The 19222-nt window shown below is 56.1% G+C and carries 19 protein-coding genes; 3 read left to right on the forward strand and 16 right to left on the reverse strand.

Annotated features, from left to right (window positions below):
* Nucleotides 1–143: 143 nt before the first annotated feature.
* Genes AB1724_16315 through AB1724_16325 form a run of 3 tightly spaced genes read left to right on the forward strand, consistent with a single transcriptional unit; the run spans nt 144 to nt 3794 of the window.
* Nucleotides 144–1109: an RNA polymerase factor sigma-32 gene (locus AB1724_16315; protein MEW6079371.1), complete on the forward strand. Its 966-nt coding sequence runs from the start codon at nt 144–146 to the stop codon at nt 1107–1109.
* A complete protein-coding gene (locus AB1724_16320; protein ID MEW6079372.1) occupies nt 1084–3033 on the forward strand; it encodes a tetratricopeptide repeat protein in 1950 nt (649 codons plus the stop codon). Before AB1724_16315 ends, AB1724_16320 begins: the two co-directional genes overlap by 26 nt.
* Complete coding sequence (locus tag AB1724_16325) at nt 3030–3794, forward strand: hypothetical protein (GenBank protein ID MEW6079373.1); 765 nt, start codon at nt 3030–3032, stop codon at nt 3792–3794. The genes AB1724_16320 and AB1724_16325 overlap by 4 nt, the downstream gene beginning before the upstream one ends.
* Before the next feature lie 9 nt (nt 3795–3803).
* On the opposite strand, the gene AB1724_16330 is transcribed toward AB1724_16325, so the two are convergent.
* The 16 genes from AB1724_16330 to argF form a co-directional block, all read right to left on the reverse strand.
* On the reverse strand, nt 3804–4247 hold the full coding sequence (locus AB1724_16330) for a universal stress protein (protein MEW6079374.1): 444 nt from the start codon (nt 4245–4247) through the stop codon (nt 3804–3806).
* 16 nt (nt 4248–4263) lie between these two features.
* Nucleotides 4264–5184 carry a protein kinase gene (locus AB1724_16335; GenBank protein ID MEW6079375.1) on the reverse strand — a complete coding sequence of 307 codons (921 nt, stop codon included), beginning with the start codon at nt 5182–5184 and terminating at the stop codon, nt 4264–4266.
* Between the two features lie 4 nt (nt 5185–5188).
* Nucleotides 5189–5761, reverse strand: coding sequence for a GAF domain-containing protein (locus AB1724_16340; protein ID MEW6079376.1), 573 nt, complete (start codon nt 5759–5761; stop codon nt 5189–5191).
* Nucleotides 5762–5827: 66 nt separating this feature from the next.
* Nucleotides 5828–6532: a leucyl/phenylalanyl-tRNA--protein transferase gene (gene aat, locus AB1724_16345; GenBank protein ID MEW6079377.1), complete on the reverse strand. Its 705-nt coding sequence runs from the start codon at nt 6530–6532 to the stop codon at nt 5828–5830.
* Between the two features lie 44 nt (nt 6533–6576).
* Nucleotides 6577–8853 (reverse strand): ATP-dependent Clp protease ATP-binding subunit ClpA, encoded by a 2277-nt coding sequence (gene clpA, locus AB1724_16350; GenBank protein MEW6079378.1) that lies wholly within the window; start codon nt 8851–8853, stop codon nt 6577–6579.
* A gap of 4 nt (nt 8854–8857) precedes the next feature.
* Nucleotides 8858–9172: an ATP-dependent Clp protease adapter ClpS gene (gene clpS / locus AB1724_16355; protein ID MEW6079379.1), complete on the reverse strand. Its 315-nt coding sequence runs from the start codon at nt 9170–9172 to the stop codon at nt 8858–8860.
* A gap of 276 nt (nt 9173–9448) precedes the next feature.
* Nucleotides 9449–12022 carry a preprotein translocase subunit SecA gene (secA, locus tag AB1724_16360; GenBank protein MEW6079380.1) on the reverse strand — a complete coding sequence of 858 codons (2574 nt, stop codon included), beginning with the start codon at nt 12020–12022 and terminating at the stop codon, nt 9449–9451.
* A gap of 77 nt (nt 12023–12099) precedes the next feature.
* Nucleotides 12100–13029 (reverse strand): peptidoglycan DD-metalloendopeptidase family protein, encoded by a 930-nt coding sequence (locus tag AB1724_16365; GenBank protein ID MEW6079381.1) that lies wholly within the window; start codon nt 13027–13029, stop codon nt 12100–12102.
* Nucleotides 13030–13080: 51 nt separating this feature from the next.
* Nucleotides 13081–13662 (reverse strand): CDP-diacylglycerol--glycerol-3-phosphate 3-phosphatidyltransferase, encoded by a 582-nt coding sequence (pgsA, locus tag AB1724_16370; protein ID MEW6079382.1) that lies wholly within the window; start codon nt 13660–13662, stop codon nt 13081–13083.
* Between the two features lie 71 nt (nt 13663–13733).
* On the reverse strand, nt 13734–14384 hold the full coding sequence (fsa, locus tag AB1724_16375) for a fructose-6-phosphate aldolase (protein MEW6079383.1): 651 nt from the start codon (nt 14382–14384) through the stop codon (nt 13734–13736).
* A gap of 76 nt (nt 14385–14460) precedes the next feature.
* Nucleotides 14461–14724: a hypothetical protein gene (locus tag AB1724_16380; GenBank protein MEW6079384.1), complete on the reverse strand. Its 264-nt coding sequence runs from the start codon at nt 14722–14724 to the stop codon at nt 14461–14463.
* Nucleotides 14721–15218, reverse strand: coding sequence for a 2-amino-4-hydroxy-6-hydroxymethyldihydropteridine diphosphokinase (gene folK / locus AB1724_16385; GenBank protein ID MEW6079385.1), 498 nt, complete (start codon nt 15216–15218; stop codon nt 14721–14723). The genes AB1724_16380 and folK overlap by 4 nt, the downstream gene beginning before the upstream one ends.
* Complete coding sequence (locus tag AB1724_16390) at nt 15218–15697, reverse strand: hypothetical protein (protein MEW6079386.1); 480 nt, start codon at nt 15695–15697, stop codon at nt 15218–15220. Before AB1724_16390 ends, folK begins: the two co-directional genes overlap by 1 nt.
* Nucleotides 15684–17066 (reverse strand): argininosuccinate lyase, encoded by a 1383-nt coding sequence (gene argH, locus AB1724_16395; GenBank protein MEW6079387.1) that lies wholly within the window; start codon nt 17064–17066, stop codon nt 15684–15686. Before argH ends, AB1724_16390 begins: the two co-directional genes overlap by 14 nt.
* Nucleotides 17067–17077: 11 nt before the next feature.
* Complete coding sequence (locus AB1724_16400; GenBank protein ID MEW6079388.1) at nt 17078–18277, reverse strand: argininosuccinate synthase; 1200 nt, start codon at nt 18275–18277, stop codon at nt 17078–17080.
* The gene (gene argF, locus AB1724_16405; protein MEW6079389.1) at nt 18274–19215 is read right to left on the reverse strand and encodes an ornithine carbamoyltransferase; all 942 of its coding nucleotides are present in this window, start codon (nt 19213–19215) and stop codon (nt 18274–18276) included. The genes AB1724_16400 and argF overlap by 4 nt, the downstream gene beginning before the upstream one ends.
* Nucleotides 19216–19222: the final 7 nt, after the last annotated feature.

Raw genomic sequence — 19222 nt, forward strand, 5'->3', positions numbered from 1 at the left:
TCCGGATTCGGGCATTAAACTCCTTGTATATGATCTTATTTTCCGTTACGATAATATGCTTGAAAATATTATAAAAACATGACCACAACCAATTCATCGCAGCGGATGCCCCAACGGCATTCCCCGGCAGGAAAAACAAACCCATGAGCAAGTCCGCCGGCCATAAACATCACCGGGAAAAAGACACGGAAACGGAGGCCCCGGCCACGCCCGGGGCCATGGTTCCCGCTCCCGCTCCCGGCAGGAGCCTGGTCACTACCGACCCGCTCCAGCGATATTTAAGGGAGGTCTCACGATACAACCTGATTTCCAGGGAAGAAGAGATCGATCTGGGCCGTCGCATCCAGGAAGACAATGATGAGGAGGCGGCCTATCTTCTCGCCACGGCCAATCTGCGGCTGGTGGTTAAAATCGCACTGGAATTCCAGCGGGTCTGGATGCAGAACCTTCTGGATCTGGTCCAGGAGGGGAATATCGGCCTGATGCAGGCGGTAAAAAAGTTCGACCCGTACAAAAACGTGCGGTTTTCTTATTACGCCTCTTTCTGGATCAAGGCTTATATTCTCAAATTCATCATGGACAACTGGCGGCTGGTGAAAGTCGGCACCACCCAGAATCAGCGGAAGTTGTTTTTCAAGCTGAACAAGGAAAAACAGCGGCTGATCGACCAGGGATTCGAACCCCGGCCGAAACTGCTGGCGGAAAGACTGGGGGTGACGCAATCGGACGTCATCAACATGGAGCAGCGCCTGAGCGCCTGGGATGTGTCCCTGGATGAACCCGTCAAGACCGATTCCGACACACAGCGGGGAGAGTTGCTGGATCTGGGGGAAGCCGACTCACAGGAGGATCTGGTCGGAGACAAGGAATTAAAAAAGCTTATCGAAAAAAACCTGGCTGAATTTACAAAAACATTGAACGACCGGGAAATTGAAATCCTGAACCAGCGGATTTTCACGGATGAACCCGTGACCCTGCAGGATATAGGAGAACGCTACGATATTTCCCGGGAACGCGTCCGTCAACTGGAAAGCAATATTATCAAAAAAATGAAAACTTTTTTCAGGGAACACATTGCCGACTTTGAAACCTACACTGATCAACATTAGAGACAAGTTTCCGAACAGCCTTCCGACACTGGTTTTTCTGATCATCAGCCTGATCATTTCGGGTTGCGCGACGACGCCACCGATCCCGGACCTGCCGCCGGACACCGCCGGCGCAGACAGCGGCGGAAATCATTACTATCACTTTATCCGTTCCGCCATGGAAAGCCGTCAGGACCGTACCGATCAGGCCATCGACCACATGAGCAGGGCGGTGGCTGACCGGCCGGACTCCGTTTTTCTGAAAAAAGAGTTGGTCTACCTCTATCTCCAGAGCAACAACACGGAAAAAGCGATGGGGGTCATCGCGGAGATCCTGGCCGTGGAGCCGGACGACATCGGTACGCTGATCGTCGCCGGCACCATCAAAAAGCAGACCGGTCACGATGAAGAAGCGGCGGCTATTTTTGAAAAGGTTCTGACGCTGAATCCCGACCAGGAAACGGTTTACCATGTGCTGGGGGAATATTACCTTGAAAAAAATGACCTTGAAAGGGCGGCTGCCGTTTACGAACAAATGACCGGCAGATTTCCGGAGTCCTGGGAGGCCTTCTTTTTTTTAGGGAAAATACAGGCCCGCCAGAAAAAATTCGCGGAAGCGGAAAAAAGCTACCGCCGCTGCCTGGAACTTGAAAAAAGCCTGATCAGCCCGCGCTTTGAGCTGATCGTCCTGTATCGGCAGCAGTTCGCCGGTCCAATGGAAATAACCGTTCAATCCGGCGATACCCTGGCCTCTCTGTGCCGTAAACATTACCGGAAGGTTGATAACGAACTGAAAGACAATATCGTTGCCGCCAACCCCCACATTTCGGATGTAACGGATCTGAAGCCCGGCCAGAAGCTCACGCTTCCGGGATTAACCAAACCCTGCGGCAAGGTTTGTCAGAAAAACATTATCCATCTATACAATTCCATTCTGGCCGATTATCCGGACAACGCCAGGGCCGTCATGGAACTGGCCCTGTTCTACTATTCCATCGGCAACGTCAAGCAGGGAGACACCCTTTTAGTCGATCTGGGCCGTAATACCAAAACCGAAACCGCCGCGCAGCAACTCATCCAGCAGATGTCCCAGGTTTTTATCAACCAGCAACGCTATGACGACGCCCAAACCGTTCTAAAGGGTCTGCTGCGGGGAGCGCCGGAAAACTCTGATCTGAACTATCTGATGGGGATGCTCTATAACAAACAGCAGCGGAAACCGGAAGCGCTGTCGTATTTTTCCAGAGTAAAGGAAGATTCGGCGTTTTACACCTCGGCTCTTTTGCAGATGGCGTTTCTGTACGAGGAGACGGACAGCCCAGAACAGGCTCAAGCCATCTTCGATTCCCTGCTGGAAAAAGAACCCGAAAACGTCGACCTGATCCTTTACGCCGGATCTTTTCGGGAAAGGCGGGAACAATATCAGCAGGCCGAGGCGCTTTTTCTCCGCGGCCTCAACCTGGAACCGGACAATGTTGATCTTCTCTTCCGGCTTGGCGTTATTTATGACAAAACCGGCAGAAAAGACGCGGTCATCGAAAAGATGAAAGCCATAATAAAAATCGCGCCGGATGACGCCAACGCGCTGAACTATCTGGGCTACACCTATGCCGATCTGGGCATCAATCTGGATGAGGCCCGGCAACTGATTGAAAAAGCCCTGACGATGGAGCCCGACAACGGCTATATTACCGACAGCCTGGGATGGGTCTATTACCAGCAGGGAGATTATGAAAAAGCGATTGAGCTACTGAAAAGAGCGCTCCAGCTTACGCCGGACGACCCCATTCTGCTGGAGCACCTGGGCGACGCCTTTCTCAAGAACGGCGACACCGAAAAGGCGCTGGAGACCTACCGACGCAGCCTGCAGTTCGCTCCGGAAAAAGACAAGGGAAAACTCATCAAAAAAATTGAAGACCTCTCCGGCCCGGTTGACAATCCATGAGCGACAGGCGGACTTTCCCTTTTTTGTTGATTGTTCTTCTGGCGATAAGCGGCTGCGCGGGTCTGGCGCCCAAACCGGAAAAGCGCATTTCCCCCGAAGCCGTCAAGCTGCTGGAACAGATCAGGGCGCACAATTCCCGGCTGACCGCCTGCAAGGGCATCGGCACGATCACTTTCCGGAACAGGGCCGACATGCCCCGGATGCGCTTCGCCTGGTTGTGCCGTCTGCCGGACTGCATCCGGCTGGAACTCCTGGGCGCGACCGGCACGCCCCTGCTTACCATGTCCGCCGACGGCGATAATTTCTATTTCCTCCCCCGTACCGGCAGCGGCAGGATGCGCAAAGAGAAAGCGGCGGGTGTCACTCTCGGAAAAGCCATTGCCGTTCCCCTGACCATCCATGACGCCGCTCACCTGCTGGCGGGCCGGATACCGCTGCTTGATTTTGATACGGCCGAAAGGATCGAACCGGGCAACGGCCAATACGGCCTTCGCCTCCGGCAGAACCGACCGGAAAGAACCGAGACCATCATCTTTGACGGAACGACGGACCGCCCCTGCCGCATTGAATTCCGGCAGGGCTCAAAAGATGGGCTGGAATACGCCGCGAGCTTCTCGGGGGTGCGGACAGCAGAGGATACAACGATACCTGAATCCATTATCCTTGAAAACGGCCAGGAAGAGTCCGTTGTCATCGAGATCAGCCGGTTCTGGCCGGAAACCGATCTGCCCATCGAAAAATTCGTGCTGACCGGGCCCTGAAACCGGCCGTCAGGACTTGATGACCACAATGGCCGTCCCCTCCAAGGCCCTCACCAGCTTGACGCTGGGATCCCCCAGCACAAACTCTTCCGCCTTGGACATTTTTTTACGCCCGATCACCACCATATTGTAAGTGCCCTTTTTAAACACGTCCATAATACCGTCGCTGATCGTATCGTAAGGCTCGGCCACCAGTTCAATCCCGATATTGCCCTCCAGAAAGCCTCCCTCCACCAGTTGTTCTCTGGCCCTGGCGAGTACTCCCCTGTACCGGTCCGCCTGCTCGGCCATGTATTTTTTCCCCATCATTTCTTCACCGGAAGAAGGCTTCCGGAAAACGTGGACCAGCCGGATATACACCTCTTCCGGCACAAAAGGCAGAGAAGCCAGATAGTTGATCGCCGCTCTGGAGCTGGCTGATTCATTAACCGCAAAAAGAATGGAAATACCCAAGGCGGCACCTCCCTGATTATTGGTAGTATGGAAAATTATCCAGAAACCAGTTCAAATCGTCGATGATTTCATTAACCGTTTCATAGTAAACCGGGGCGCCGGTAGAGAAAAACATCAGGATGCTGTTCAGCGACTCCGGAATGATCGGATACAGCTTGGCCAGATTGATGAACCGGCGCGGATCCAGCAGCGCGAAATCCTCCGGCTCCACCCGGTCCGCCAGGTCGCCGTACTTGAACCGGTCCGTTTTGATCATGTAATAATTATGAAACCCCATTCCAACGGCGTAACTCAGAACATTGCCCAGGCCGAAGACATCCAGGCTGAATGGGTTTTCCGTGCTTTGAAAATCGTAATCAAAATCGATCCAGACATAATTGCCGGTCCGGTTCTCCACGAATAAGTGGTCGTTCCTGATGTCGCCGTGTTTAAAACCATTGGCATGCAGGAACCGGATGGCCTCAAGGGACTTGACCAGGTTCCGCAGCACATCCGGCAGCATGTTTTTGAAATACGTTTCGTACGGCATGGAAAGTGAGCCGATATAATTCATGAAACTTTCACCGCGGACGATGTCCAGTACCCGGATGTTGTTGCCTTTGTCGTCGTAGAACACCTCGCCCTGCATGAAATCCGGCCGGCCTTTAACTAAAGAAAGGATTTTCCCCTCTTTTTCCGGATCCCGGAAGCACTTGATTTTCACCCCCCCCAGGGAAGCGGTAAAGGATTCGAAAAAAGCCAGTTTGATCAGCTTCCGTTCCCGCGTGTCCACATCAATGGCCCGTTTCACCCAGAACTTGGGGTCCTCGATACCGAACCGGAGTTCACGGGCATGGCCAAGGATCTCGTACCGCCTGCCGCCGATGACAAGTTCATCCCCCTTGTCAATGGAGAAAAAATCGGACGTGTCGCTGACCAGACGGGGTTTATTGTCCATGGAATCAGTACAACCCCTTCAACAGGCGGGGCGGGATGCTGCCCATGGCCGCCTTGACCCCTTCCAGGAAGTTCTCCAGGCCGTTCTTTTCCAGCACAACCGCCAGCTGCAGGCACAGCGTCGAGATGGAATCAATATCCTCCTCGTTAAAATACTGGACCTCGGCCGTGTACATCCGCAACAGCCCCAGCACGTTGTCGCCATACATGATCGGCACCGAAAGCATGGATTTGACCCCCTCTTTCACGGCTTCGTCGGGATAGCTGATCAGAAGGCTGTTCTGCATGTCCTCGATAAAAACGGGCGTTTTTTTAAAAAAAGCCGTATCCCGGGCGTCGATGAAAATCGGCCCCTTGTTGATGTAGTGGTCGCTCAGCCCGCAGCTCCTGACGGAGAACAACTGCTTTTCCCGCTCATCAAACAGCAGGATACAACAGCCTTTGATGGAAAACGTCCGGTGCAGTCCCTCCACGATATGATTGAAGAGAATATTCAGGTCGCCGTAATTGGATATGGCCCTGCTGATTGCCTTAAACTCTTTTAGATGGAACTTACGGGCTACTGTTTTGGACATCATTTCCTCCTTCATTTGTGACTGGCGCAGTCTTCCCGCGTCGAAACGGCTTTTGGGGAGCCGGACGGTTCACTCCCGGTTCGATCCGGGATCGAACCGCCAGGGGCCCGGAATCGACGGCATGGCCACGGCCGTCGTCAGCTCCGATAGAAACCGGCGGCGGGAAATTTCCCTGGCACCGAAACGCACCAGGTTGGCGGTAGTGGTCTGGCAGTCGATCAGTTGAAAACCATTGCTATTCAGAAATGCCGTCAGGTGAACAAGCGCCACCTTGGCGGCGTTGCTTGCCCTGGTAAACATCGATTCGCCGAAAAAGCACCGCCCCATGGCCACCCCATAAAGACCGCCGGCCAGTTCTTCCCCGACCCAGGCCTCCACCGAATGGGCCAGGCCGGCTTCATGCAGACCGCAATAGGCCTCTATCATTCCGCCGGTGATCCACGTTCCCCCTTCCCCCTTCCTTCTGGCGGTTGCACAGGCGGTGATCACGTCCCGGAAGGCCGTGTCAAACCGGACGCTAAACATCCGTTTGTTGATCACCCGGCGAAGGCTCGCGGATATTTTTATTTCGTTGGGATACAATACCAGCCGGGGATCCGGAGACCACCACAGCACCGGCTCTCCTTCTGAGAACCAGGGGAAAATGCCGGATTGATAAGCCGTCACCAGACGATCGACCGTCAAATCGCCGCCCACGGCCAGCAAACCGCTGGGGTCGGCCAGACGCGGCGGCGGAAATCCGGATGAATCACCGGTTAACAAAAAAATCGTCATGGCAAAGGATCACTATGCCTGCCGCCGGACGTCGTCCGTTTTTCTTAAGAAACGGGTTTGGAAGGACCGGGCCGCCGATAGGAGAAAGTCAGCTCGCCATCGGCCAGGTCGACATCCACCTCGCCGCCTTTTTCCAGACGGCCGAACAGAATCTCATCGGACAGAACGTCCTTGATTTTTGTCTGAATCAGCCTGTCCAGAGGACGGGCGCCGTAAACCGGGTCATGTCCCTCCCGGGCCAGCCATTGTCTTGCCGCCTGAGAAAGGGAGAGCTGTATCTTATGCGTTTCCAGTTGAGAGGAGAGCTGACGGATAAATTTGTCCACCACTTTTTCCATGATCTCGGGCGTCAGCGAATGAAAGGCGATGATCCCGTCCAGCCGGTTCCGGAATTCCGGAGTAAAAAAATTCTCCACGGCTTTTTTCCCTTTACCTCCGGGATCGGCCACATCGCTGCCGAACCCGATGGACTGGCTGCTGATCTCCCGGGACCCGACGTTTGATGTCATGATGACGATCACGTTCCGGAAGTCGGCCTCCTTGCCGTTATTGTCCGTCAGAACGGCCCGATCCATAATCTGCAGCAGGATGTTAAACACATCCATATGGGCCTTTTCAATTTCATCCAGGAGCAAGACGCAGTGCGGCTGTTTGCGGACCCGGTCGGTGAGCAGGCCGGCCTGTTCAAAACCGACATACCCCGGCGGTGCGCCGATCAGTCGGGCGACGGAATGTTTTTCCATGTATTCGCTCATGTCGAACCGGAAAAAGCCGACGCCGAGAATGCCGGCCAGCTGCCGGGCGATTTCCGTTTTTCCGACACCAGTCGGGCCGGTGAAGAGGAAGGAACCGATCGGCTTGTCCGGCCGGGCCAGACCGGCCCGATTGCGTTTAATGGAGGACGCCAAAAAGGAGATGGCCTCGTCCTGTCCGAAGACAACCGCTTTTAACTCCCGCTCCAGACCGGCCAACCGTTCGCGGTCATCCCGGGAAACCCGCTGCACGGGAATTTTGGCCATGGCGGCGACCACCTTCTCGATATCGGCCGGGTTCACTTTCGTCCGGTGCGCGCCGCCGGACAGCCGGATGGCGGCGCCCGCCTCGTCAATGACGTCAATGGCCTTGTCCGGAAGAAACCGGTCGTTCAGGTAACGGGCGGAGAGTTCCACCGCGCTTTTCAGGGCCGCTTCCGTAAACACGATTTCATGATGGGCCTCATACCGCTCCTTCAGCCCTTTCAGGATCATGACGGTATCCTCTTCGGAAGGCTCGCTGATCTCTATTTTCTCGAACCGCCGGGACATGGCCCGGTCTTTTTCAAAATGATTGCGGTATTCCTCATAGGTAGTGGAGCCGATACAGCGGATATCACCGGTGGACAGGACCGGTTTGAGAATGTTGGCCGCGTCCATGGTGCCGCTGCTGGTCGCGCCGGCGCCGACGATGGTGTGAATCTCATCGATAAACAGGATCGCGTTCTTTCTTTTCTTCAGGGCCAGAATCACCTTTTTCAGCCGCTGCTCAAAATCTCCCCTGAATTTCGTTCCAGCCAGAAGCGACCCCATGTCCAGCGAATAAATGCGGACGTCGTCCAGCAGGGAGGGCACATTCCCGCTGTGGACTTTCTGCGCCAGCCCTTCGGCGATGGCGGTTTTTCCCACGCCCGGATCGCCGACCAGAATCGGGTTGTTTTTCTTGCGGCGGCAAAGCACCTGAATGGTCCGCTGCATTTCCCTTTCCCGGCCGATAAAAGGATCGATCTTTCCTTCGGCCGCCCGTTGCACCAGTTCAACCGTGAAAACTTCCAGTGGATCCAGCTTGGTCTTGCGTTTGCCCGGATCCAACTGCCGTTCCACTTCCTCGGCTTCATCAGGCGCGTCGGGCGCGTCGGCGCTGTCCTGATAATGGGAGATATAGTTCAACACCTCCAAACGCGTAATGCCCTCTTTCTCCAGAAAGAAAACGGCATGGGAAGACTTTTCTTCAAAAATCGCCGCCAGGATATCTCCCACGACGACCTTCTCTTTTTCGGCCGAACGGGCATGGTTGACGGCCCTCTGAATCACCCGCTGAAAGCCGATGGTCTGCTGCAAAACGTATTCCTCACCATGGGGAACGCTTTCCACCTTGTGCCGGAAAAAACTCTCCAGCGCGCTCTTCAGTTCCTCCACATTTCCGCCGCAACCGGTGATGATTTCAATCCCGGAAGTATCATGAAGAATGGCGTAGAGGACATGCTCCAGGCAGACAAACTCATGGCGATATTTTTTCGCCTCGCTCACCGCGAAACCAAGAGTGGCACTGAGTTCTTTGCTGATCATCGGCTTATTCCCTTTCCATGGTGCACTTCAGCGGAAATCCTCTTTCGCGGGCCAGAGCGGACACCATGTCCACTTTTGTTTCAGCAATTTCATAAGTGAAAACCCCGCAAACCCCCATGCCGCTACGGTGAACATTCAGCATAATCATGGTGGCTTCTTCGAATGATTTTTTGAACACACGCCGCAGGACTTCCACCACAAACTCCATGGTGGTGTAATCATCATTGTGCAGCAGCACCTTGTATAATGACGGCGGTCGGACCCGTAACCGGGTCGTCGGTGAGACACCGCTTTGCATGTCAGGGCTGCGTCCGCTCATGGATCTTTCCTGCGAATGGGTTCAAACGGTTTACGACTGCAAGAACGCGCGTGAATGTCTGTCAGCAGCAATGTTCTGAATAAAAAGTATACCTGTCCATCATCAAAAAATCAAGGGGAGCGATGAGAAACGGCAGCGGTCTGATCCCGGATCCGGCCGGGAATCGCCGTTTTAAAAATAATTTAATGTATTCAAATTGTTGTAGCGGAACTACACAACGCATGTGGCCGGGCGGGACGCCGTGAATCATGATAAAAATCCGAGAGCAGGGATCTTTCAGGCGCCGCAGCACCGCTTGTATTTCCTGCCGCTGCCGCAGGGGCAGGGATCATTACGCCCGACCTTTTCTTCCTTCCTCCGGACCGGCTCTTTTCTGCTGTCATCCTCATCACCGTGGGACAGGGTGAAGTTCTGCTCTTCAGGCTGCATCAGTTCTTCGACCTTTTCGGGACGCTCGATACGGATCCGGAAAAGAATCATCAGGGTTTCTTCCTTGATCCGCTCGACCATGTCCGAAAACATCCCGAAGGCTTCCCTTTTATAAATGATCAGCGGGTTCTGCTGGGCGTATCCCCTTAAGCCGATGCCCTCCTTTAAATGGTCCATGGAGAGCAGATGGTCTTTCCAGAGGGCGTCCACCGTCTGCAGCAGCAGCATCTGCTCCAGTGTTCTCATCTCCGGCGCACCGACCTGTTTTTCCTTTTCCTGATACCGGGCCACGCATTCATCATAAATCAGATCGTTCAGTCCGTCGGCGGTCAACCCCTCAAGCCGGTTTCCGTCCAGCGCCGGGCGGAAGTTGAATTGCTTGAAGACGGCCTCCGACAGCCCCGGCAGATCCCATTCACCGGGAGGCAGCTTCGGGTCGGCATAGCTCTCGGCAATTTCACCGGCCTTTTCGCTGATCATTGACAGGATGTAATCCTGAAGATCTTCCCCGTCCAGGGCTTTGCGCCGCTGGCTGTAAATCACCTCCCGCTGCTCGTTCATGACATCATCATATTCGAGCAGGTGCTTGCGGATGGTGAAGTTATGGGCTTCCACCTTTTTCTGAGCGTTTTCAATGGCCCGACTGATCATGCCGTGGGTGATGGGCTCACCGTCCTGCATGCCCAGCGTACTCATGATCCGGATCATGCGCTCGCCGCCGAAAATCCTCAACAGGTCGTCTTCCAGCGCCAGATAGAAACGGGAGCTGCCGGGATCTCCCTGCCGTCCCGAACGGCCCCGCAACTGGTTGTCGATACGCCGGCTCTCATGCCGTTCCGTGCCGAGGATATGCAATCCGCCCAGCGCCACCACTCCTTCGCCGAGAACGATATCCGTTCCCCGGCCGGCCATGTTGGTGGAAATGGTCACCGCCCCCTTCTGGCCGGCATTGGCGACGATTTCCGCTTCCTGGCGGTGACGTTTGGCGTTGAGCACATTGTGCCGGACGCCTTTCTTCTTCAACTGCCGGCTGATCTGCTCGGAGACGTCGATGGAAACCGTGCCCACCAGCACCGGCTGGCCTTTCTGATGCAGCTCCATGATCTCTTCGATGACAGCCTCATATTTCTCCCTTTTGCTCCTGAAGATCACATCCGGGTAATCCTTCCGGATCATGGGCTTGTTCGTGGGAATGACCATCACATCCAGGCCGTAAATCTTCTTGAATTCTTCGGCTTCGGTATCGGCCGTGCCGGTCATGCCGGCCAGCTTGTCATACATGCGGAAATAATTCTGAAACGTGATAGTCGCCAGGGTCTGATTCTCGTTTTCGATTTTCACGTTTTCCTTGGCTTCGAGGGCCTGGTGCAGGCCTTCGCTGAAGCGCCGACCGGGCATCAGACGGCCGGTGAACTCGTCCACGATTACCACCTGGTTGTCCTCGGTAACGATGTAGTCTACATCATGTTTAAATAGTTTATGGGCCCTCAGGGCCTGATTGACATGATGGAGCAGTTCAACGTTTTCCGGGCCAAAAAGATTTTCCACCCCGAAAGCCCGTTCAGCCGCGGCCACGCCGCTTTCGGTCAGCGTCACGCTCCTGGCCTTCTCGTCTATACTGTAGTCTTCCTCTTTCAGCCCGGGAATGATGTTGTTGGCCTGGTAATAAAGGTTGGTGGATTTTTCGGCCGGCCCGGAAATGATCAGCGGCGTCCGGGCCTCGTCAATCAGGATACTGTCCACTTCGTCCACGATGGCGAAATTCAATTCTTTCTGCACCAGGGACGCCCTGTAAAACTTCATGTTGTCCCGGAGATAATCAAAACCGAATTCGTTATTGGTTCCGTAGGTGATATCCGCCTGATAGGCGGCGATACGGTCCTGATCAGTCATGTCGTGGGTGATCACGCCCACGGACATGCCCAGGAACTGGTAAATAGCGCCCATCCACTGGGCATCGCGGGTGGCCAGGTAATCATTGACCGTGACCACATGAACGCCCCGGCCGGTCAGCGCGTTCAGATAAACCGGGAGCGTGGCGGCCAGTGTTTTCCCTTCACCGGTTTTCATTTCCGCGATCTTTCCCTGATGCAGCACGAAACCGCCGATAAGCTGGACGTCGAAATGGCGCATGCCCAGGGTTCGTACGGAAGCTTCCCGGACGGTGGCAAACGCCTCCGGCAGCAGATCGTCCAGCGATTCTCCGTCCTGATATCTTTTCTTCAGCAGCGCCGTCTGCCCCCGGAGGGCTTCGTCCGACATGCCCTTCATGGCCGCTTCCAGGTCGTTGATGGCGGCCACGACGGGTTCGATTTTCTTCAATTCCCGCTCGTTCTGGCTCCCGAAAAGGGCTACCAGCAGCCTGCCAACACCGCCGAAGAAATCAGCGATCAATTTTTCCAGCCACTCTAAAACCGCCATACGTATTGTCTCCTGAAGGCACCCGCGTTAATACGCTTCAACCGGCGGGATGCCTGCTTTACCGTGAACTATCCGGACTAATTGAGGATATACGCATCCGGATTGACCGGCATGCTGTTCACCCGGACTTCATAGTGGAGGTGGGGTCCCGTGGACTGGCCGCTGTTACCGACCGCACCGAGAACCTCTTCCCGCTTCACCCTGTCGCCCTGTTTCTTCGCACACTCATGCAGGTGACCGTATCGGGTCATCACCCCGCGTCCGTGATCAATAACAATCAGGTTTCCCAGCGCGCCCTGGACCCCGCTGAATATCACCTCTCCGTCGGCCGAAGCCATAACGGGAGTACCCGTACCGGCCGCAATGTCCAGACCCTGATGAAATTCCAGTTGACCGGTAAAAGGAGACCGCCTGTTTTCAAACCGTGAGGTGACCCAGCCGCCGTTAACGGGCCATATGGCCGGGGTTGATGCCAGCATCTGACGTTTATCCTCAAGACAACCCAGCAGGCTGGAAAAATTTTCCTCCTGGGCTTGAGCCGCCGAGTCCAGCATACGAAGCTGATGGTGCATCTCTCGGAGCAGATCGTTCCGGCTTTCATCGTTAGGGGCCCGGGCTCCGATATCGCCGGGCGACACCCCGCCCATGCCGGACAGATTGATATTGTCCGGTTGTCCCTTGATATCGGCAATCACCCGGATCTTTTTTTCGAATTCGTGCAGGCTGAAAAGCTGCGACCGCATGGTATTGATCCGTCCGGCCAGTTCGCTTATCTGCTGCTGCTGCTCACCGAGGGCGTTTTCCTGGGAGGCAATGGCGTCAGACAGCGCTCGTGCCCGGGACGCTTTCTGGTGAAGGCTGGCGTAGGTAAAAATAATATAGCCGCTGACCAGTATCCCGGCGGCGACAAGAAGCGCCATCCCCCGCAACGATCTCCTGGTCACGGTAATCTGCTTTGTCCGCTTGCCGGAATGACTGGCGATAAAAATGGTAAGACGATTATTCATCGTTCCTTCGGCCGGATCAACCCCTTCCGGCAATCAGGTGATTATCAATCTTCAGGAAAAGGCATCGGACATGAAAACCGCCCGGGCCTTGACAAAGTAATCAATCCCCGACCAGATGGTCAGAGCCACCGCCACCCACAGCACCAGCATCCCCAGGGCATGAAAGTCGATCCCGAAATATTCATAATGGATCAGCAGGGGAATCAGCGTACCAATCTGGAAACCGGTCTTCCATTTTCCCCAGAAGGAAGCGGAAATATCCTCTCCCTTACCGGCCAGAATGTTCCGTAAACCCGTCACCGCCAGTTCCCGGCCGATAATAACGCATACCACCCAGCCGGGAATCAGACCTTCGGCGGTCAGCATGATAAAGGCGCAGGCCGTCAGTATTTTGTCCGCCAGCGGATCCATGGCCTTGCCGAACCCGGATATGCGACCGTATTTTCTGGCGAAATATCCATCAAAATAGTCCGTGATGGAGGCGGCGGAAAAAATCAGGGCCGCCAGAAAAAAGGTGAACCGGTTCATGGGGAACAGCAGCAGGATCACGATCAACGGACCGGCTGCAATGCGGGACATGGTCAGCACGTTGGGGTTGCTCAACATGGCCATGAGGCCTGGTTTTTCTGTCATTGGTGGATCTCCTTAACGGGATCTTCTTCTCCCGGCACGGATGCGGCAGTTCGTTTCCGGGACGGACCCGGCTATTTTTTCTTCTTCGATTTTTCCCAGTCCGCCATAAAGGCCTTGATCCCTTTATCCGTCATGGGGTGGGCCGCCAGTTTCTCCAGAACGTTGAACGGAATAGTGGCGATGTCCGCGCCCAGCAGCGCCGACTCCAGCACATGCAGGGGATTGCGGACACTGGCCACGATGATCTCCGTGTCAAACCCGTAATTATCGTAAATATCGACGATCTGCTCCACCAGCGCCATACCGTCGGCCGACAGATCGTCCAGGCGTCCGACAAACGGGCTGACATAAGCGGCGCCGGCTTTGGCGGCCATCAGGGCCTGAAGCGGAGAAAAAACCAGCGTGACATTGGTGCGGATCCCCTCTTTGGCCAGGGCCTTGACCGCCTTCAACCCGTCCACGGTCATGGGAATCTTGATGACGATATTCTCATGGATCTTGGCCAGATCCCGTGCTTCCGTGATCATTCCTTCCGTATCCAGGCTGATGACCTCGGCGCTGATGGGTCCGTCGACGACTTTGCAGATCTGCTTGATAATCGTCTTGAAGTCCCCTTTTTCTTTGGCGATCAGAGACGGGTTGGTAGTCACACCGTCCGCCATCCCCATTTTAACGGCTTCCTTGATTTCGTCGATGTTGGCTGTATCAATAAAAAATTTCATGAACCATACTCCTTTCTTTATTTAATTCAGACTGCATAAGTTAAAAAGCTGCCGAGGCCGCCATACCGGCGGTCCCTTACTGATGTTCCTCCATAAACCGGTCCCGACAGGCATCCGAGCAGAAATACAGGTCCTCGCCCTTGAATCTTAAATGGATGCCGTCTCTTTTCGGAAAATACACCTGGCAACAGGGGTCCTTGACCATGACATCATCGATCTTCGACAAATCTCCGTCACCTCCCCCTAAAGGCGGCTTGGGCTGAAGGGCCGACAGCCACATCCGGGTCACCTTGGCCACCAGAACCATAATGCCAATAAACGCCAGAAATCGCAGAATCATTCATACACCCGCACTTCCTGCCCCTGTTCATCCAGCATGTCAAACAATTGCTGCACATTTTTTTTATAAACGGGATGCTCCACCGTCGGGTCAATATCGCAGAACGGCCGCAGGACAAAACCCCGCTGGTGCATTCTCGGATGAGGCAACACCAGTCTGTCGGAATTGATCACCCGGTCCTCATAAAAGAGGATATCCAGATCCAGCACCCGCGGTCCGAACCGGATCTTCTGCTCCGCCCGGCCCGACTCGCGTTCAATCTTCTTTAATACGCTCAGCAACTCAAACGGTTCCAGGGTGGTGCTGATTTTGACCATGGCGTTGACAAACCACGGCTGATCCAGATAATCCACCGGTTCGGTCCAGAACAGCTTGGACCGGCTGATCACTTCTATCCCGTCCACGGCGGCAATCGCCGCCATGGCGCTGCTGCAGTTTTCCGCCCGGTCGCCGACATTGGAACCAATGGAAATATAGGCAATATGCCGCATCATCAATTCCCCCCCGGACAGTTAATCTCGACTTTATCCGACTTGGGTCCGGCCACGCCTTTTTTCGAATAGGTCACCACATAAAAAGAAAAAAGGCCCTGCCCGTCAACCGTCACCCGGAAGAAGCCCTGCAGATCGCCCTGATCATTCACCGTCATCTCCCAGGCGGAAAGCGTGGCGACCGGCTCATAGTTTAGCGGGCAGGACGGGCAGTCTTCAATATGGCTGGCCCGGAACACAACCATTTCAGACAATCCCTTCTCCCTCTCACGGCGCCCGTCCGGGACAACCCAGGACAGATTGACGGCTCCGGCGTCAAAACGGGCGCCTACCCCTTTTGCCGCCGCCGGGATATATGCATCCGGCGGCACGGGCAGCAGTTTGCGTCCGCAGGAGAAAAAAACGCAAGCCATGAGCAGGCCCGTACACAGCATCAGGCCGGCCCGATTTCCGGAAAGCAGAAACGGTTTATTCCTCTTCAAGGTCTTTTTCCGCCTCCGCGATCCGGTCCAGCACACCGCTTCTGGCGGTGCCGCCGTAAGTGTTTCTCGTGTCCGTCACCCGTTCCAGTCCAAGGACGTCATACACATCCCGGTCAAAATGTTCGGAAAACCGTTTCAGTTCATCCAGGGCCAATTCCTGCAGCTCGCACCCCTTCTCAATAGCGGCGGCCACCGCTTTGCCGGCAAGGGCGTGCGCTTCCCGGAAGGGGAGCCCCTTGCCGACGAGATAGTCGGCCATATCGGTGGCGTTCAGGAATCCGGCGGCGGCGGCCCGGCGCATCATTTCCCGGTTGATGGTGATATTGTCCAGCATCCGGGCGCCGATGTCGATGCAGGCGGCCAGGGTATCCACGGCATCAAACAGCGGCGGCTTGTCCTCCTGCATGTCCCGGTTGTAGGCCAGCGGCAGGGACTTCATGGTGGTCAGCAGCGCCACCAGGGCGCCGTATACCCGGCCGGTCTTTCCCCGGATCAGTTCCGGGATGTCGGGGTTCTTCTTCTGGGGCATGATGCTGCTGCCCGTGGCAAAGGCGTCCGAAAACGAGATGAACCTGAATTCCGACGACGCCCAGAGGATCATCTCCTCGGCCAGCCTCGAAAAATGCATCATGCAGATGCTGGCGTCCGCCAGGAACTCGATGACAAAATCCCGGTCCGACACGGCGTCCATGCTGTTGGCCGACACCCCCTCAAACCCCAGGAGTGAGGCCACGTACACCCGGTCCAGGGGATAAGTGGTCCCGGCCAGGGCGGCGCTGCCCAGGGGCATGACGTTGATCCGCCGCAGGCAGTCGCGGAAACGTTGGCCATCCCGGGAGAACATCTCGTAATAGGCCATCAGGTGATGGGCCAGCCGCACCGGCTGGGCCCTCTGCAGGTGAGTGTACCCGGGCATGATCACGTCAATGTGATCCCGGGCCATGGCCACGATTTTGCGCCGCAGGGCCTTCAACCCCTCAATCATGTTCCCGGTCTCTTCCCGCAGCCACAGCCGGACGTCAACGGCCACCTGATCGTTCCGGCTGCGGCCCGTGTGCAATTTCCCGGCCACGGGGCCGATCCGCTCCGTCAGGGCGGCCTCGATATTCATGTGCACGTCTTCCAGGGCATCGGAAAACATAAACCGGCCGGCGTCCATATCCTTTTCGATGGCTTCCATCCCCTCGATGATGGCGGCCGCTTCCTGATCGGTGATGACCTTCTGCCGGGCCAGCATGCGACAGTGGGCGATACTCCCCCGGATGTCCCATCGGGCCAGGCGACGATCGGTGTCGATCGAGGCCGTAAACAGTTCCACCGCCCGGTCGGTCTTCTCAGAGAACCTGCCGCTCCATGGTTTATCTGCCATACCCCACCTCACTACTCTCCCAGCAGTCTGCCCAGCCGCAGTCGCAGCGCGTTCAGGCGGATAAAGCCTTCGGCGTCCTTCTGCCGGTAGACCGAATCTTTCTCGAACGTGGCAAAATCAACGCTGTACAACGATTTCTCCGATTTCCGGCCCAGCACCCGGCAATTGCCCTTGTAAAGTTCCAGCCGAACCGTGCCGGAAACGTTGGCCTGGGCCTGATCAATCAACTGCTGCAGCAATCGTCTTTCCGGAGCAAACCAGAACCCGTAATAAATCATCTCCGCGTACCGGGGAATCAGGGAATCCCGCAGGTGCATCACCTCCCGGTCCATGGTGATGGACTCCATGGCCATGTGGGCCGCCCGCAGGATGGTACCGCCGGGCGTCTCATACACGCCGCGGGATTTCATGCCCACGAAACGGTTTTCGACGATATCGGCCCGGCCGATGCCGTGCTTTCCGCCCAGCCGGTTCAGGCCGGACAGGAGGGCAGCCGGAGACAGGACCTGGCCGTTTATGCTGACGGGGTTGCCTTTTTCAAAACCGATTTCAACGACCTCGGCCTGGTCAGGGGCCTGACGGGGAGAAACCGTCAGGGTAAACATATCATCCGGCGGCTGGTTCCAGGGGTCTTCCAGAACCCCGCCCTCGTAACTGATGTGCAGCAGATTGCGGTCGGTGCTGTAGGGTTTGGCGGCCGTGGTCGGCACCGGAATGCCGTGTTTTTCGGCAAAGGCCATCAGGGCCGTCCGGGAGCCCAGGTCCCATTCCCGCCAGGGAGCGATAATTTTAATGTCCGGCTTGAGGGCGAAATAACTCAGTTCAAACCGCACCTGGTCGTTGCCCTTGCCGGTGGCGCCGTGGCTGACGGTATCCGCGCCCTCGGCTTCGGCGATTTCGATCTGCCGTTTGGCGATCAGCGGCCGGGCCAGGGACGTACCCAGAAGGTACTGGCCTTCATAGATGGCGTTGGCCCGAAAGGCCGGGAAAACATAATCGGTCACGAACTCTTCCCGGAGATCATCCACATAGGCTTTGACGGCGCCGGTTTTGGCGGCCTTTTCTTTTATGCCCGACAGCTCTTCCTCCTGACCGATATCGGCCGAAAAGGTGACCACCTCACAGCCGTAGGTTTCAATCAGCCATTTTAATATAACGGACGTGTCCAGGCCGCCGGAATAGGCCAGGACCACTTTCTTGATATCGTTCAACGCTTTTCTCCTCTTCTTTTCATATTGTTTTCGATCAGCCATTTCAGGATGGCCTTGTGCATGTGGAGCTTGTTTTCCGCCTGGTCCCAGACAATGGAACGGTCTCCCTCCAGCACCTCGTCGGTGATCTCCTCGCCCCGGTGGGCGGGCAGGCAGTGCATGACCACGACATCGGCCGCGGCCCGGGAGACCAGGGCACCATCCAGCTGGAAGCCGGCGAACGCCTTAAGCCGCTCGGCCCGTTCATCTTCCTGGCCCATGCTGGCCCAGACATCAGTGTAAAGGACATCAGCCCCGCGGACCGCCTCCGCCGGATCGGCGGCCACGGAAATGGTTCCCGAACCTCCGCTCCGGGCCGCGGCCAGGACACCCGCGTCAGGCTGATACCCTTCCGGGCAGGCCAGTACGAGGCTGAAGCCCAGCACCGCGCAGGCATTGATCCAGGAGTTGGCCACGTTGTTGCCGTCCCCCACCCAGACGATCTTCAGCCCTTCCCAGCCGCCTTTATGCTCGATGATGGTAAGCAGATCGCTCAATACCTGGCAGGGATGATGCTTGTCACTCAAGGCGTTGATGATCGGTATGTCGGCGTACTGCGCGTACTCCTCGATGAGTTCCTGGGAATAGGTCCGGATGGCCAGGGCGTCGATGTAGCCGGACAGGACCCGGGCCGTGTCCCTGACCGGCTCGTCCCGGGCGACCTGCATATCCCCGGAGCTCATGTAGATCACCGATCCGCCGAGTTGATTCATGGCGGCTTCAAAGGAGACCCGCGTCCGGGTGGAGTGTTTGTCGAACACCAGCCCCAGCACCCGTCCCCGCAGAAAACCGTCGACAATACCCTTCCGGTATCTTGCCTTCAACTCCGCGGCCAGGGCGAACAGATCGCTCATGCCCTGGCGGGTTAATTCGGTCAGCGTTAAAATATCTTTTATCACCACACCC

It is taken from the genome of Thermodesulfobacteriota bacterium, assembly GCA_040753795.1.
Lineage (GTDB): Bacteria > Desulfobacterota > Desulfobacteria > Desulfobacterales > Desulfosudaceae > JBFMDX01.

Coding starts and splice junctions, on each gene's coding strand:
- AB1724_16315 (MEW6079371.1), top strand. CDS start 144: ATGAGCAAGTCCGCCGGCCATAAACATCACCGGGAAAAAGACACGGAA.
- AB1724_16325 (MEW6079373.1), top strand. CDS start 3,030: ATGAGCGACAGGCGGACTTTCCCTTTTTTGTTGATTGTTCTTCTGGCG.
- AB1724_16335 (MEW6079375.1), bottom strand. CDS start 5,184: ATGGACAATAAACCCCGTCTGGTCAGCGACACGTCCGATTTTTTCTCC.
- AB1724_16340 (MEW6079376.1), bottom strand. CDS start 5,761: ATGATGTCCAAAACAGTAGCCCGTAAGTTCCATCTAAAAGAGTTTAAG.
- aat (MEW6079377.1), bottom strand. CDS start 6,532: ATGACGATTTTTTTGTTAACCGGTGATTCATCCGGATTTCCGCCGCCG.
- clpA (MEW6079378.1), bottom strand. CDS start 8,853: ATGATCAGCAAAGAACTCAGTGCCACTCTTGGTTTCGCGGTGAGCGAG.
- clpS (MEW6079379.1), bottom strand. CDS start 9,172: ATGAGCGGACGCAGCCCTGACATGCAAAGCGGTGTCTCACCGACGACC.
- secA (MEW6079380.1), bottom strand. CDS start 12,022: ATGGCGGTTTTAGAGTGGCTGGAAAAATTGATCGCTGATTTCTTCGGC.
- AB1724_16365 (MEW6079381.1), bottom strand. CDS start 13,029: ATGAATAATCGTCTTACCATTTTTATCGCCAGTCATTCCGGCAAGCGG.
- pgsA (MEW6079382.1), bottom strand. CDS start 13,662: ATGACAGAAAAACCAGGCCTCATGGCCATGTTGAGCAACCCCAACGTG.
- fsa (MEW6079383.1), bottom strand. CDS start 14,384: ATGAAATTTTTTATTGATACAGCCAACATCGACGAAATCAAGGAAGCC.
- AB1724_16380 (MEW6079384.1), bottom strand. CDS start 14,724: ATGATTCTGCGATTTCTGGCGTTTATTGGCATTATGGTTCTGGTGGCC.
- folK (MEW6079385.1), bottom strand. CDS start 15,218: ATGATGCGGCATATTGCCTATATTTCCATTGGTTCCAATGTCGGCGAC.
- argH (MEW6079387.1), bottom strand. CDS start 17,066: ATGGCAGATAAACCATGGAGCGGCAGGTTCTCTGAGAAGACCGACCGG.